Origin of the sequence: Devosia ginsengisoli (assembly GCF_024707105.1) — a bacterium.
Taxonomy (GTDB): Bacteria; Pseudomonadota; Alphaproteobacteria; order Rhizobiales; family Devosiaceae; genus Devosia; species Devosia ginsengisoli_A.
The window spans coordinates 133,211-147,024 of record NZ_JANQAJ010000006.1; the positions used below are offsets into that span (position 1 = coordinate 133,211).

11 protein-coding genes and 3 pseudogenes are annotated in these 13,814 nt (G+C 63.9%); 9 read left to right on the forward strand and 5 right to left on the reverse strand.

The annotated features are described in order from the left end of the window. Positions 1 to 131: 131 nt before the first annotated feature. From NVV79_RS04325 to hemN, 3 genes are read left to right on the forward strand one after another with little or no spacing between them, the layout of a single operon-like run. Complete coding sequence (locus NVV79_RS04325; protein WP_303986641.1) at positions 132 to 575, forward strand: hemerythrin domain-containing protein; 444 nt, start codon at positions 132 to 134, stop codon at positions 573 to 575. After that, positions 572 to 1,255: an NnrU family protein gene (locus tag NVV79_RS04330; protein ID WP_303986642.1), complete on the forward strand. Its 684-nt coding sequence runs from the start codon at positions 572 to 574 to the stop codon at positions 1,253 to 1,255. The genes NVV79_RS04325 and NVV79_RS04330 overlap by 4 nt, the downstream gene beginning before the upstream one ends. Next, complete coding sequence (gene hemN / locus NVV79_RS04335; RefSeq protein WP_303986643.1) at positions 1,252 to 2,598, forward strand: oxygen-independent coproporphyrinogen III oxidase; 1,347 nt, start codon at positions 1,252 to 1,254, stop codon at positions 2,596 to 2,598. Before NVV79_RS04330 ends, hemN begins: the two co-directional genes overlap by 4 nt. Here the strand turns inward: hemN and NVV79_RS04340 are convergent. Then, positions 2,595 to 3,160, reverse strand: a pseudogene (locus NVV79_RS04340) (UbiX family flavin prenyltransferase). The gene hemN and the pseudogene NVV79_RS04340 overlap by 4 nt on opposite strands. Beyond that, on the reverse strand, positions 3,157 to 4,623 hold the full coding sequence (locus NVV79_RS04345) for a UbiD family decarboxylase (protein ID WP_303988316.1): 1,467 nt from the start codon (positions 4,621 to 4,623) through the stop codon (positions 3,157 to 3,159). Before NVV79_RS04345 ends, NVV79_RS04340 begins: the two are co-directional and overlap by 4 nt. 152 nt (positions 4,624 to 4,775) lie before the next feature. On the opposite strand from NVV79_RS04345, the gene NVV79_RS04350 reads away from it, so the two are divergent. The 6 genes and pseudogenes from NVV79_RS04350 (at position 4,776) to NVV79_RS04375 (ending at position 9,908) form a co-directional block, all read left to right on the forward strand. Continuing rightward, positions 4,776 to 5,270 carry an SCP2 domain-containing protein gene (locus tag NVV79_RS04350; RefSeq protein ID WP_303986644.1) on the forward strand — a complete coding sequence of 165 codons (495 nt, stop codon included), beginning with the start codon at positions 4,776 to 4,778 and terminating at the stop codon, positions 5,268 to 5,270. A 4-nt stretch (positions 5,271 to 5,274) separates the two neighbouring features. Continuing rightward, positions 5,275 to 6,253 (forward strand): annotated as a pseudogene (locus tag NVV79_RS04355) (peptidase U32 family protein). 4 nt (positions 6,254 to 6,257) lie between these two features. After that, positions 6,258 to 7,183, forward strand: a pseudogene (locus NVV79_RS04360) (U32 family peptidase). Further along, a complete protein-coding gene (locus tag NVV79_RS04365; protein ID WP_303986645.1) occupies positions 7,180 to 7,551 on the forward strand; it encodes a hypothetical protein in 372 nt (123 codons plus the stop codon). Before NVV79_RS04360 ends, NVV79_RS04365 begins: the two are co-directional and overlap by 4 nt. Further along, positions 7,548 to 7,955 carry a YbaN family protein gene (locus tag NVV79_RS04370; RefSeq protein WP_303986646.1) on the forward strand — a complete coding sequence of 136 codons (408 nt, stop codon included), beginning with the start codon at positions 7,548 to 7,550 and terminating at the stop codon, positions 7,953 to 7,955. Before NVV79_RS04365 ends, NVV79_RS04370 begins: the two co-directional genes overlap by 4 nt. A gap of 600 nt (positions 7,956 to 8,555) precedes the next feature. After that, on the forward strand, positions 8,556 to 9,908 hold the full coding sequence (locus tag NVV79_RS04375; RefSeq protein WP_303986647.1) for a tyrosine-type recombinase/integrase: 1,353 nt from the start codon (positions 8,556 to 8,558) through the stop codon (positions 9,906 to 9,908). A gap of 266 nt (positions 9,909 to 10,174) precedes the next feature. On the opposite strand, the gene NVV79_RS04380 is transcribed toward NVV79_RS04375, so the two are convergent. The 3 genes from NVV79_RS04380 to NVV79_RS04390 form a co-directional block, all read right to left on the reverse strand. After that, positions 10,175 to 10,522, reverse strand: a complete 348-nt coding sequence (locus NVV79_RS04380; protein WP_193731056.1) for a cytochrome c — start codon at positions 10,520 to 10,522, stop codon at positions 10,175 to 10,177. Then, positions 10,519 to 11,274: an SDR family NAD(P)-dependent oxidoreductase gene (locus tag NVV79_RS04385; protein WP_146291693.1), complete on the reverse strand. Its 756-nt coding sequence runs from the start codon at positions 11,272 to 11,274 to the stop codon at positions 10,519 to 10,521. The genes NVV79_RS04380 and NVV79_RS04385 overlap by 4 nt, the downstream gene beginning before the upstream one ends. A 150-nt stretch (positions 11,275 to 11,424) precedes the next feature. Beyond that, complete coding sequence (locus NVV79_RS04390) at positions 11,425 to 13,311, reverse strand: heavy metal translocating P-type ATPase (protein ID WP_303986648.1); 1,887 nt, start codon at positions 13,309 to 13,311, stop codon at positions 11,425 to 11,427. Positions 13,312 to 13,814: the final 503 nt, after the last annotated feature.

Genomic DNA, 13,814 nt, shown 5'->3' on the forward strand with positions numbered 1-13,814 from the left:
ATGGCGTCTCCACTGGCATCCGGCATCGCATACCCTAGCCGGACAAACCACAATGAAGTTGATCCCGGTCAAACGCGGCACGGTTTGTCCTGCTATGGTGGGGCGATGATAGCGGCCGGGAGCGCTCGATCATGGTGCCGCAGAGCCGGACGGAACAACTTGAGCAGAATTATCGAACCCTGCTCGCGCTTTGCGACGCGCTGGAGGTCATTGCCGACAGCTTGCCGCATGCCGACACGCGCCTGTGCCTGTCCACTGCCGACGCGCTCGAACGGCTGGTCGAGGACACGCACGAGTTCGAGGAACGGGCGCTCTTTCCTGTGCTGCTGGCCTCGGGTCGCCTGGAGCTGGAACAGACCGTGGTTCGCCTCAGGCAGGAACACGTATCCGACAGCGATACGGCCGGTGAGGTGAGCGAAGCGCTGCATGCGCTGGTTGCCGGCCGCTCGCCACTATCGCCCGATGCCGTGGGCTATCTGCTCCGCGCCTTCTTCGACAGCATGCGCCGGCATGTGCATGGCGAAATCGAATTGCTCCGGCTGTTCCTGCCCGATGTCGGAAGGACGATCAATTGACCCAGTTCCTGCTCGCTTTGGCGCTGTTCCTGGCACTGCATATGGTGCCGGCCATTCCCGCCCTGCGGGCAAAACTGGTGGCCACGATGGGGCGCCGGGCCTATCTCGTGGTCTATTCGCTGGTCTCGCTGCTGACGCTGGCCTGGCTGTTCCACGCCGCCCTGCAGCTCGATTTCGTGCCGCTCTGGGACCCGGCACCCTGGCAGGCCTGGTTCCCGCTCGTGCTGACGCCGATCGCACTGGTCCTGCTGCTGGCGGGCCTCACCAGTCCCAACCCGGCCTCGATCACCCTGCGCAAGCCCGACCTCAAGCCGGGCGCCATCACCACCGTGACCCGCCATCCGGTACTCTGGGGCTTTGCCCTCTGGGCCGGCAGCCACCTCGTACCCAATGGCGACCTGCGCAGCCTGTTGCTGTTCGGCGCTCTCCTGGCCTTTGCCCTGCTCGGCATGGTCATCACGGATCGGCGCAGCCGCAGGCTGGGCGCGCAATGGGCCGAAATTGCCCGCACCACCTCCATCCTGCCGCTTGCAGCGGTGCTGGCCGGCCGGACGAAGCTGCGCTTTGATGGGACGCTGGGCATGGCCATTTTCATCGCCGCCGCACTTACCGCCTGGCTGCTGCTAGGCGGGCACGAAGTGCTGTTCGGCGCCGACCCACTGACCATGGCCGCTGCATGAACCCCGACCTCATCGACCGCTATTCGACCCCGGTACCGCGCTATACCAGCTACCCCACGGCACCACATTTTCATGCCGGCATCACACCCGAAACCTATGCGCGCTGGCTGGGCGAGGTGCCTGAAGCGGCGACCATCTCGCTCTATCTCCACATTCCCTATTGCGACCGGCTATGCTGGTTCTGCGGCTGCCACACCAAGCACACTTTGCGCTATGAGCCGATCGCGCAATATCTGCTGGCGCTCTATGCCGAGATCGATTGGGTATCGGCGCAACTAGCGGGGCACGGCAGGGTAACGGCGATCCATCTCGGCGGCGGTTCGCCCACCATGCTCTCGGCCGATGATATGGCGGCGCTCAAGGCGCGGCTTGTGAAACGCTTCGCTATCGCCGACGATGCCGAAATCAGCATCGAGATCGACCCCAATGACCTGGGTGAAGACCGCTTCGATGCCATGGCCGATTTCGGGCTGACGCGGGCCAGCGTCGGCGTGCAGGATTTCGATCCACGCGTGCAGAAAGCCATCAACCGCATCCAGACTTTCGCGCAGACCAAGCACGTCATCGACCAGGTGCGGGCGCGGGGCGTGCATTCGGTCAATGTCGATGTGCTCTATGGCCTGCCCTACCAGACGCTCGAAAGCATCGAGGCGACAATAGGTCAGGTCCTGTCGCTGCGGCCCGACCGCACGGCGCTGTTCGGCTATGCCCATGTGCCATGGATGAAGAAGCACCAGCAGATGATCGCCGACGCAGCCTTGCCTGACATTAATGCGCGTTTTGCCCAGTCGCAGCTGGCGGCAAGCCTGCTCGCTTCTGGTGGTTTGCATCCTGTTGGCTTCGACCATTTCGCACGGGAGAACGACAGCCTGGCCATTGCGGCGCGAGCCGGCAGGCTGCGGCGCAATTTCCAGGGCTACACCGATGACCGCGCCGACCTGCTGATCGGACTCGGTGCTTCGGCCATCGGGCAATTGCCGCAGGGCTATGTGCAGAACATTACCCCCACAGGCGAATACCAGAAGACTGTGTTGGCCGGTGGTGGCGCTACGGCGCGCGGCTTCGCCCTCAAGCCAGCCGATCGGCTGCATGGCTTTGCCATCGAGGCCTTGCTATGCCGCTTCGCGCTGAGGCGAGACGAGCTATCGGGCTTCGGTGCCGCGGGCGCGGCGCTGTTCGAGACGGCGCGCGCTATCGCGGCGGCGGACGAGGACGGCTTGACCACTGCCGATGCGGGCTGCTTCAGCGTGACCCCGCTCGGCCGGCCCTTCGTGCGAGCCATCGCGGCGAAGTTCGACACCTACTTGGCGCAGGGCGCGGCACGGCATTCGCTGGCGGTCTAGCCCTGCCACTCCCGCGCCAGGGGCGCATAGGGCAGGCCCAGCAGGTCTATGGCCCGCGCCGCGAGCTGGTCGACGATCTCGGCCACACTTTGCGGGTGATGGTAGAAGGCCGGCACCGGCGGCATGACCACGGCGCCCATTTCGGTGACGGCAACCATGTTGCGCAGATGGCCTAGATGCAGCGGCGTCTCGCGCGCCACCAGCACCAGCCGGCGCCGCTCCTTGAGGTGCACGTCGGCCGCTCGAATGATGAGATTGTCGGCAATGCCGGAGGCAATGGCGGCCAGCGAGTGCATCGAGCAAGGCACGACCAGCATGCCGGCCGAACCGAAGGAGCCGCTGGCTATCGTCGCGCCGATATTCTCGATCGGATGCACCACATGCGCCAGGGCGCGGGTCTGGTGACGGCATCGGGACCCACTTCATGCGCCAGGGTCCGCTCGGCCGCCTGCGACAGCACGAGATGGGTTTCCACATCCGGCAGCGCCCGCAGAAGCTGGGCGGCCCGCATCCCGATGGCGGCGCCGGACGCCCCGGTCATGGCAAGCACTATGCGCGTCATGGCAGACCCAACTCGTGCCAGATGGCATCGACCCGCGCCGTCACGTCGGGCGTCATGGCGAGCACCCTGCCCCAGTCGCGGCTGGTTTCGGGGCCGAGCTTGTTGGTGGCATCGAGCCCCAGCTTGCCGCCCAGACCCGGGCTGGGCGAGGCGAAATCGAGATAGTCGATGGGCGTATCGGGCACGACGACCAGGTCGCGCGGCGCATCGAACCGCGTGGCCAGCGCCCAGATGACATCGTCCCATTTGCGGATATCGATATCGCCATCCACCACGATGATGAGCTTGGTATAGCTGAACTGCGGCAGCATGGACCACAGGCCCAGCATCAGCCGCCGCGCCTGGCCGGGATAGCGCTTGTCGATGGAGACGGCCATGGCGCGATAGGAACAGGTCTCGGGCGGCAGGTGCAGGTCGATGATCTCCGGGAATTGCCGGCGCGCCAGCGGCGCGAAAAGCGGCGTCATCGCCTCGCCCAGCCGGGACGGCTCGTCGGGCGGTCGGCCGGTATAGGTCGAGAGGTAGATGGGCTTGTCGCGCATGGTGATGGCGCTGAGCGTCATCACCGGGAAGGGCTCGACGCTGTTGTAATAGCCGGTGTGATCGCCATACGGCCCTTCGGGCGCGGTCTCGCTGGCCGAGACATGCCCTTCGAGCACGATTTCGGCATGGGCGGGCACCGGGAGAGGCACGGTCCTGCCCGTGGCGACTTCGGTGCGGCGGCGGCGCAGCAGACCGGCAAAACCCAGTTCGCTCATGCCCTCGGGCAGCGGCATGACGGCGGCGATAATCGTGGCCGGATCGGCGCCGATGGCCACGGCCACCGGCATGTCGCGCCCCAGCTTCTGCCACATGCGATGGTGCCGCGCCCCGCCGCGATGCGCCAGCCAGCGCATGATGACGCGATTAGGCCCCAGCACCTGCATGCGATAGATGCCGACATTGATATCGTCCGGGTCATCGGGCGCGCAGGTGATGACCAGGGGCCAGGTGATGAGCGGCGCGGGCTCGCCCGGCCAGCACCACTGAATGGGCAGGCGCCCGAGATCGATGGCCTCGCCCGTCAGCACCCGGCTCTGGCTGGGCGCGCGATCGACCTGACGCAGCCGCATGTTGAGAGCGCCCGACAGCATGTCGCGTTGCGCCCAGGCCTGCCTGAACCCGCGCGGCGGACGCGGATGGCGCAGGTCGGCCAGCGCTTCGCCCAAAGCCGGCATGGCATCGGGCGCAATGCCCATTCCCCAGGCGATGCGCTCCTGCGTGCCGAAGAGATTGACCAGCATGGGCATCTCGCTCGCGCGCCCCTCTGCGTCCACCGGATGCTCAATCAGCAAAGCCGGGCCATCGGCCAGCAGCACGCGGCGGTGGATTTCGGTGACGTCATGCACGAGGCTCACCGGCCTCTTGATCCGGTGCAACCGTCCGCGCCGCTCGAGCGCATCGAGGAAGCCGCGTAGGTCCATGGCGGGCGGGAAGGCGCTTTCGGGCAGGAGGGCTTCTTTGCTCATGCGCGCGACGATAGGGATGCCGCGCGCCCAGTCCTTGCGCCAGCGCAAAGTATTGGTGGCCGGGCCGGCCTAGCTTGAGCGTGTCGCAACGTGCCGGAGGCCCCCGGATGATACTGCCCAAAGCCATTTCGCAGCCGATCAATCGCTTGCCTCTGCCTGTCATCCAGCAGGGCGCGAAACTGGTGTTCAACCAGATGCTGCGCCGGCATCCGACCCTGTTCGACCGGCTCGGCAACTACGCGACCAAGAGCTTCCGCTTTACCCCGGCCGATCTGAACCTGAGCTTCCTTATCGTGCCGGCGCGGCGGAGTATCACTGTGTCGCGCAAATCGGCCCGCATGCCGGCCGATGCCTCGGCGGGCGGACCGCTGCTGACCCTGCTGGCGCTACTGGAAGGGCGGATCGACGGCGACGCCATGTTCTTTGCCCGCAGCCTTTCCATATCAGGCGACATGGAGGCCATGCTGGCTTTGCGCAACGCGCTTGATGACAGCGGGTTCGACCTGCCGCGCGACCTGGGCAAGGCCGCCGGGCCGTTCGCGCCACTGGTCACGCGGCTGGCCGAGATGGTGCGGCAGCGCGCCCTGGTCGGGCTGGTCTAGTCCCATGGAACTGATCTGCCCCGCCGGCACGCCCGCCGCCTATCGCGAAGCTGTCGATGCCGGCGCCGACGCCGTCTATTGCGGCTTCCGCGACGAGACCAATGCGCGCAACTTCCCCGGCCTCAATTTCACGCGCGAGGAACTCGCCGCCTCCATCGCCTATGGCAAGGCCAAGGGGGTGCAGACCTATGTGGCGCTCAACACCTTCATGCGGGCCGGCGCGGAACAGCTCTGGTACAAGGCCGCCGACGATGCCGTGCTTCTGGGCGCCGATGCGCTGATCGTCGCCGACCTGGCGCTGATGGCCTATATTGCCGAGACGCACCCCAATCAGCGCCTGCATGTCTCGGTGCAAGCCTCGGCCTCCAATGCCGATGCCATCAATTTCCTGGTGCAGAGCTTTGGCGCCAAGCGCCTGGTGCTGCCCCGCGTGCTGACCGTGGCCGATATTGCGGCTCTGGCGCCCAAGGTGGCTTGCGAGCTGGAGGTCTTTGCCTTTGGCGGGCTCTGCGTCATGGCCGAGGGGACGCTGCTCGCTCTCCTCCTATGCTACGGGATTGTCGCCCAATATGCAGGGCGTCTGCTCGCCGGCCAGCCATGTGCGCTACCGCGAGGACGGCGACGAGATGGTGTCCGAACTGGGCGGCTATACGATCAACCGCTTCGGCGCCGACGAGCCGGCTGGCTATCCCACCTTGTGCAAGGGGCGCTTCCACATTGCCGACGACGAGGGCTATGCCTTCGAAGACCCGGTCAGCCTCGACGTCATGGAGCATCTCGATGCCCTGCGCGACGCCGGGGTCACCGCACTCAAGATCGAGGGGCGCCAGCGCGGCAAGGCCTATGTCGCCGAAGTGGTCTCGCGTCTGCGGCAGGCGCTTGCCGCCACGCCCGAACAGCGGCCAGCTCTGCTCGCCCACCTCCGCCGCCTCAGCGAAGGCCAGCGGACCACGGCGGGCGCCTATGAAAAGAAGTGGCGGTGATCTGATGGCTGGGAGGAACCTCCGGATCACCCTCGGTCCCATCCCCTATCTGTGGGACGGCGAGGCATGGCGCGACTTCTACTTCCGCATCGCCGACTGCGCATGGATTGATGCGGTAACTCTGGGTGAAGTGGTCTGCTCCAAGCGCCTCCACTTCACCCAGCCTTTTATCGACGCCGTGGCAAGCCGGCTTGCCGACGCCGGCAAGGACGTGGCCCTGGCCTCCATGGCCATGGTGACGCTGGAACGTGAGGCCATGCTGACCCGGAAGCTGGTCGAAGCCAGCCCATGGCCGGTGGAAGCCAATGATCTCTCAGCGCTGGGCCTCCTTTCGGGACGCCCGCATCTCATCGGCCCCTTCGTCAATGTCTATAACGGCGCCACCGCCCGCATGCTGGCCAGCCGCGGCGCCACGCGCATCTGCCTGGGGCCGGAATTGCCGCTGGCGTCCGTGACTGAGATCGTGGGCGCTGCGCCCGGCACGGATTTCGAAGTCTTCGCCTTCGGGCGCCTGCCTTTGGCCATTTCGGCGCGCTGCGCCCATGCCCGCGCCAAGGGCAACAGCAAGGACAATTGCCAGTTCGTCTGCCAGGACGATCCCGACGGGCTGGCGGTGGATACACTCGATGGCCAAGCCTTCCTGACGCTCAATGGCGTCCAGACCATGTCCCATACCTGCCAGGTGCTGCTGGCCGAACTGCCGGCCCTGCAGCAGGCGGGGTGAGCCATGTCCGCCTATCCCCGCAGCATTGCGACATGGCTGATGTGGCCGAGGTCTTCGCCGCGGTGCGCGACGGACGGATCGATGCGGCAGAGGGCGAGGCAAGGCTGCGCGCCATCTATCCCGAGGTGCCCTTCTCCAATGGCTTCCACCACGGCACGACCGGGGCCGCCTGGATTCCTGCCGCAACAGAACAGGTGCCAGCATGATGTATTATGGCCCACCTTTGGCCATCGAGCACGACGAGGACGCGTCGGGCCTGACACGGCGCATCCGCAACCTCATCGGCACGGTGGCGCTCGATTGCGATTGCCGGCAACGGGTCAATGACGCCCTGCAGCGCTTCGCCGCGCAGGAACAGCATCGCCACGACCGGCAATGCCTGATGGATGCGCGCCAGCAACGCGCCTCAATCGCCGCCCTGGTGGACCTGCTCGGCGAGCTGGAGGACGTGACCTGGCAGGAGGGCGACCGCAGCGTCTTTGCCGAACTGGCCCATATCTTCGACGACATAGCCCGCATGGCGGCGCAGGGCTCAGCCGCCATGCAGATGATCTCGCGCGAGACGACGCCGTGACCCGGTTCCGCGTATTCTATTTCGTGGCGGGCTGGGCCACGCTCGGCCTCGGTGCCGCCGGAACTGTGCTGCCGCTGCTACCCACCACGCCATTCCTGCTGGCTGCGGCATGGTGCTTCTGCCGCTCGTCGCCGCGCATGGCCGGCTGGCTGCTGGACCATCCCGTACTGGGAAAGCCGCTGCGGGCATGGCAGCGCGAAGGCGCCATTTCCACGCCGACCAAACTGGTGGCCGTAGCCAGTATGGCCATCGGCTATGGCTTCGCGATGCGTTTTAGCGAACTCGGATCGGTTCCGGCCAGCGGACTGGCTTTGCTCCTGCTGAGTGTCGCCGTCTTCATCGTGACCCGCCCCCGTCCGCTCCTGCCCAAGTCAATGGTCAATGTCAGTCGAGGCCGGAGTTAACTTCTGAATCATAGACGGTTGAAGTTTGAGCAGACCACAAGGACGCCGCCTTGGCGCCAGACACGCATTTTTGCGTCTTGAGCCACACTTGGGCGGACCAACGTCCGATTATGTCTGGAGGACACCCCAAGCTGTCGGTCCGCAGTCGGCCCCTAATGGCCCCTGGTGGACCGCTGCCCTTGTGGGCAGCGGTCGCCCACACGAACTTCAAAGAAGCGAAGTTTTGGACCTGAGTTGGCCAATGGCGGTCCATGGCGGCCGAAATGGCAGCCATATAGCCGCGTGAACCATGCCCTGACGCTTACGCGTAGCTTGCGCCTCAACTGGAAAGGCGGCCCCAAGCCAAGACATAAACCATTGCAATTATTCATGAAATTGGCGCACCCGACAGGATTCGAACCTGTGACCTCTGCCTTCGGAGAATGGATAATGGCTTTCGCCGAACCTATCCGTTTCTATCCGATTGCGCGCTATGCCACTGAAACCACAAAACAAATTTGAAATATACCAGCGCCAACGGTACGACGGAACGGCTCAAACCCCTCCCCCAGGTGCTTACGCATTGCTTACGCGGGGATTCTGCCAAGGAACCGTCCTCAAATGACCAAGCTGAACAAGCGAACCGTGGATGCCACCGATGTCAGAGCCTCTGACTATGTTCTATGGGACGACGATCTTCCAGGCTTTGGACTGCGCGTCTTCAAATCGGGAAAGCGAAGCTATGTGGTGCAGTACCGTGCTGCCGGCCGCTCGCGTCGGGTCACGATTGGCCTGCACGGTGTCTGGACTCCAGAAGAGGCGAGGCGCGAGGCGAAAGCTTTGCTCGGCGCCGTCGCGCGGGGAGGAAACCCCGCCGAGGAGCGCAAACTCGACCGCGAGGCGATCACCGTCAAGGAACTCTGCACCCGCTACCTAGAAGATCTGAAAGACGGGCTCGTGCTCGGGAAGAGAGGCCGCCCGAAGAAAGCCACGACAATCTCCACCGACGTGGGGCGCATCGAGAGGCACATCGTTCCTCTGCTGGGCAGCCGGCGCGTTAGAGATTTAGCCAAGTCTGACATTACCCAGGCCATGAAGGACATCATGGCGGGGAAGACACGCGCGGACGTCAAGACTGACAAATTGCGAGGGCGCGCAATTGTCCGCGGTGGTGCCGGCACGGCAGCCCGGACGATCGGTCTCTTCGGCGGCATTCTTACCTATGCGGTCGAACTCGGTATCATCGATAAGAATCCCGTGCACGGCGTTCGCAAGCCGAAGGATCAGGTCAACGCTCGCCGTCTCAGCGAGCAGGAGTATCGTACGCTCGGCGATATCCTGCGGAAGGCCACCGAGGACGGGCAATACGACACCACCGCAGAAATCATCCGGGTGATCGCTCTGACCGGGTGCCGGCGCAGCGAGGTCATCGGTCTACAGTGCGGCGAAGTCGATGCTGAAGGCAGTTGCTTGCGCTTGACAGACAGCAAGGAGGGCGCATCGGTGCGTCCAATCGGTCTGCCGGTACTGGAGTATCTCGAGAGCCGCCGCAATGAGGAACAAGGTGCCGAGGATTATGTGTTTCCCGGCTGGCAGGATGACACCCCATTCGGAGCCTTCCCTAGACAGTGGACGAAGCTGTTCAAGGATACCGATCTGGCCGGCATTACGCCGCATGTTCTGCGGCACAGCTTTGCCAGTATCGGCAATGATCTGGGGTTCACCGAGGCGACGATCGCGGCCCTGGTCGGACATTCTCGAGGCACCATAACAAGCCGATACATTCACACGGTGGACACCGCACTCATCATGGCGGCCGACAGTATCGCTGGCTACATCCAAGGCCTGCTGGACGGCGTGGCATTCACTCACACTGCATATGCGTTGGATCGGAACTCCCGGAAGTCGGCACTTGCTCATTTCCTAGGAAAACCGACACAGAAAGTAAGGAATGCTGAGCGATCCGCAGCGTGATCGAACGTCGGCTTCGCGTGTTCAAAGCCGCCGAGCAGCTACGCGCCCCAAAACGGCCGTTGCGGCAACGTTTTCGGTTTCCCGTTAGCTGCCACTCCGGTGGCGGTCGACCGGTGTCGTCTCGGGGGTGGTTTTCAGACAGTCAGCTTCTGGACCAGCCGATCTGAAAGCTGACATGCTCTAGCTGGCGAGCGCAATGGCGGGTCAACAGGATCGCAACTGTTGGACGTAGCGCCATCTCTCATCAGGACGTACCCCCACTGGCCTCAAGGCTCCAATGTCTTGAGGTAAGCAACGATAGCTGCAGCCTGGTCAGGGTCAAACTCGAACTGCGGCATTTCGGGATGGGCTGTAACGATCCCTTCGACAAGCGCTTCGCTCAGGAACTCCACGTCGTAGCGCAGATGAAGGTCACGAAACCGTGGCGCGATATTCAGGGGGCTTTCGCCATTGGTTCCGATCGCATGACAATCGGCACAGTACATCGTCACCAACGCCCGGCCGTCTTCAACTCGATCGAATGCCTGTGCGACGACGCAACCGGCAAAGAACAGCCAAAGCGGGACAAAAACACGCAGTGCGGTGTCGGTAGTCGCACGTCCTCTATCGGTCATGCCGCGCTCCAGCCCATATCCACCGGCAGCACCGCGCCATTGAGGTGACGGGCCTCGTCGGAGGCGAGAAACAGAACGGCATTGGCGATGTCGGCCGGTTCAAGCATACCCGGATTGCTGGCCTGATAAGCACCCAATCGCCCGAGCCCAGCCTGGTCGAGCGCGTGCCCCTCGACGCTATCCATGATGTTGGTGCTGACGCCGCCCACTGCTAGCGCATTGCAGCGCAGTCCAAGCTTAGCATATTGAAACGCTGTACTCTTGGTCAGGCCGATAAGCGCGTGCTTGGAGGCGGTATAGGCCGCGCCCGCTGCGCCGCCACCTGTAGCGGCCACGGATGCGATATTGACGATTGAGCCGCCTCCCAGTTCCAGCATCAGCGGAACCGCTCGTCGCATGGCATACATAGGCCCGTCGACATTGACCGCCATGCAGCGGCGCCATGTCGCGTTGTCGACGTCGGCAACGGACTGGAACAGGTCCATCACGCCGGCATTGTTGACCAGAATGTCGACGCGCCCAAATTCGGCTGCTGCACGATCGATCATCGCAACGCAGTCTGCCTCCTTGGACACATCACCCGTCATGCCAATGATGGCGCCTCCGATGTCGCTCACTGCCGCCGCGATGGCGTCGGCATGCCAGTCTAGGGCAACAACCTTTGCCCCTTCCGCCACGAACCGGCGGGCAATGGCCAAACCGATGCCTGAGCCAGCTCCCGTGACGACCGCAACCTTGTCCTGTATACGCATGACCACCTCCGTTTAAGCCTCAGTCTACGCCTGTTCAACCGTCACGCGTTGATCGAGATCAACCGACCTCCGCGCTATCCGGCGCTAACCCCGAAGATCCGACACATGCTGTGGACTTCAGGATGCGAAAAGCGGCTCATCACTATCCTCCTAGGACGCGGTAGCAATATCTGGCGTGGGAAGCGCATGTGGTTTGATCCGCAACGCTCGCAGGGCATTGAGAATGACGGCGACGTCTATGGCCTCCTGCAGCAGCGCCCCCTGGACTGGCGTCAGGTAGCCAAGCGCCGCAGCGATCATGCCTGCGACCGACAGGCCGATGCCGACAGCAACGCTCTGCAGCGCAATCCGCCGCGCGCCTTGCGCTATTTCGATCCCGGGCAGCAGGCGATCGAGGTGATCGACCAGCAGGACGACATCGGCTGCCTCTGCAGAGGCGGCAGCGCCACGCGCGCCCATCGCCACCCCGACATCCGCCGCGGCCAGCGCCGGCGCATCATTGACGCCGTCACCCACCATCATCACAGGAGCATGGCCTTCCCTTTCGGTCAGGATCAGCTGCACTTTCTGGTCAGGCGTCATCTGGGCGTGGACTGCATCGAGGTTCAATCCAGCCGTGATGGCGTCGGCCACAGCGCGCCGATCGCCGGTCGCCAGCATGATCCGGGATATGCCCAAGCGCCGTAGGCCTGCCAGCAGCCCTTGCGTTCCCGAGCGCAATGCATCGGCCATAGTGATGTGTCCGGCGAGCTTTCCGTCAATTGCCACTGCGACAAGAGCGGCGCCAGCATCGAGAATGCGGCTTTCGGGTACGGCGCTGCCAATGCGATGCGCGACAAAGCTTGCGCCGCCAACCACAACCTTGCGGCCATCAACCGTACCCTCAAGGCCTTCTCCTGGGACCTCCACAACCTCCCCGGGAATGCGCAGGACGCTTCCGCGCTCGCGCGCCGATGTCACGATGGCTTGCGCCATCGGATGTTTGGACGCCTGTTCAAGCGAAGCGGCCAGGAACAGCAGTTCTTCCTCGCGCACGCTCTCAATCGTATCGATCGAAACGATCTGGGGGCGTCCATCCGTCAGGGTGCCGGTCTTGTCCAATACCAGCGTCCGGATGCTGGCGAGCGCTTCAAGCGGCCTGGCGCCCTTGATCAGCACGCCAAACTGCGCTGCCCGCGACAGCCCTGCCACAAGCGCCACCGGAACAGCCAAGATCAACGGGCAAGGTGTTGCGACCACAAGGACCGCCACGGCGCGTATGGGGTCGCCGGTGAACCACCACGCCAACGTTGCAAGGATCACGGTGATGAGCAGGAACAGCAGGGAATAGCGGTCGGCGAGTCTAGCCATCGGCGCCTTTGATGCCTGGGCCGCCTCGACCAGCCGCACGATCCCGGCATAAGTGCTTTCCGAGGCGCGTCGCGTAACCCGAAGATCGAACGCCTCGCCTGCATTGGTCGAGCCGCTCATCACATTCTGGCCACGGCCAAGCCGCACCGGCATCGACTCGCCTGTCAGTGCTGACTGATCCAACATCGCCGTGCTGCTTTCAACAGCACCATCCACGGCCGCCACGTCGCCCTGTCGGATCAGGAGCAGATCGCTCGGCTCGATAGCGTCGAGCGGCACCTCTTCGAGCTTGCCGTCTCGGTGCCGGGTGGCGGTCCGTGGCACGCGGGACAGCAGCTGGCTCATTTCGCGACGGGCTCTGCCTTCCGCAAAGCTCTCGAGGAACGTGCCGCCTGAATACATCAGGGCAACGACGGCCGCCGCCAGCGTCTCACCAAAAAACAAGGCGGCCGACATTGAAAGTGCGGCCACGATATCCAAGCCCACTTCGCCCTTGGCAAGACTGCGGACGATTTCGACAAGAAGGGCTGCGAGGACAGGAACGACGCCAACGAACCACGCAATCCTGGCAAGCTCGTTGTTGCTGGCCCACATCAGACCCAAGCCTGAAACCAGCCCTGACAGGGCTACGACCAGCAGGGCAACATTCAGGCGGCTTCGCAGTGACGGGGGCATCAGGCGTGTCATTCCGGGTTCGAGTCAGGTCAGGCTTTGCAAGCACTATTCCTATCACGCTCACGCAGCTCCAGCTCGGGAAAGCAGTATCGGTGATATGAGGCACTCAGCCGCGCAAGAGGCTCGCACTGCCCCCAATGACCGCCGCCAAACGACGAAGTGTGCCTCATCTGAATGTCAGCTCTCGGGCGTACATCAGTCATCGTTGATGACCGATATGGGGTCGAGACCTGCCGATCCCCAACGCGCCCCATTCCCGCCGTTCAGAGCGCGTTTTGGGTTTCCCGAAACCTGTAGGTCCGCTTCAGCCTCCGCTAAGGCAACAGTTGAGCTTATCTGCGCAAAGGCAAGAGCGGCGGATGCGCGCCCAATCCATCGCGTTACGGCTTTACCCAGTCGTAGAACTCGTCCGCGTAGCCGCCCAAAGCGCGCTCAAGGCATACTGCGATCATTCGCTTGCCGTCACTACGTCGAAGCTCGTCAATTTGCTCGTCCACCACGAGCTTTATGTCGGT

What these genes read in the sequence shown, in the direction of transcription:
- NVV79_RS04325 (WP_303986641.1), top strand. Translation starts at nt 132, where the DNA reads ATGGTGCCGCAGAGCCGGACGGAACAACTTGAGCAGAATTATCGAACC.
- hemN (WP_303986643.1), top strand. Translation starts at nt 1,252, where the DNA reads ATGAACCCCGACCTCATCGACCGCTATTCGACCCCGGTACCGCGCTAT.
- NVV79_RS04345 (WP_303988316.1), bottom strand. Translation starts at nt 4,623, where the DNA reads ATGGACCTACGCGGCTTCCTCGATGCGCTCGAGCGGCGCGGACGGTTG.
- NVV79_RS04350 (WP_303986644.1), top strand. Translation starts at nt 4,776, where the DNA reads ATGATACTGCCCAAAGCCATTTCGCAGCCGATCAATCGCTTGCCTCTG.
- NVV79_RS04365 (WP_303986645.1), top strand. Translation starts at nt 7,180, where the DNA reads ATGATGTATTATGGCCCACCTTTGGCCATCGAGCACGACGAGGACGCG.
- NVV79_RS04375 (WP_303986647.1), top strand. Translation starts at nt 8,556, where the DNA reads ATGACCAAGCTGAACAAGCGAACCGTGGATGCCACCGATGTCAGAGCC.
- NVV79_RS04380 (WP_193731056.1), bottom strand. Translation starts at nt 10,522, where the DNA reads ATGACCGATAGAGGACGTGCGACTACCGACACCGCACTGCGTGTTTTT.
- NVV79_RS04385 (WP_146291693.1), bottom strand. Translation starts at nt 11,274, where the DNA reads ATGCGTATACAGGACAAGGTTGCGGTCGTCACGGGAGCTGGCTCAGGC.
- NVV79_RS04390 (WP_303986648.1), bottom strand. Translation starts at nt 13,311, where the DNA reads ATGACACGCCTGATGCCCCCGTCACTGCGAAGCCGCCTGAATGTTGCC.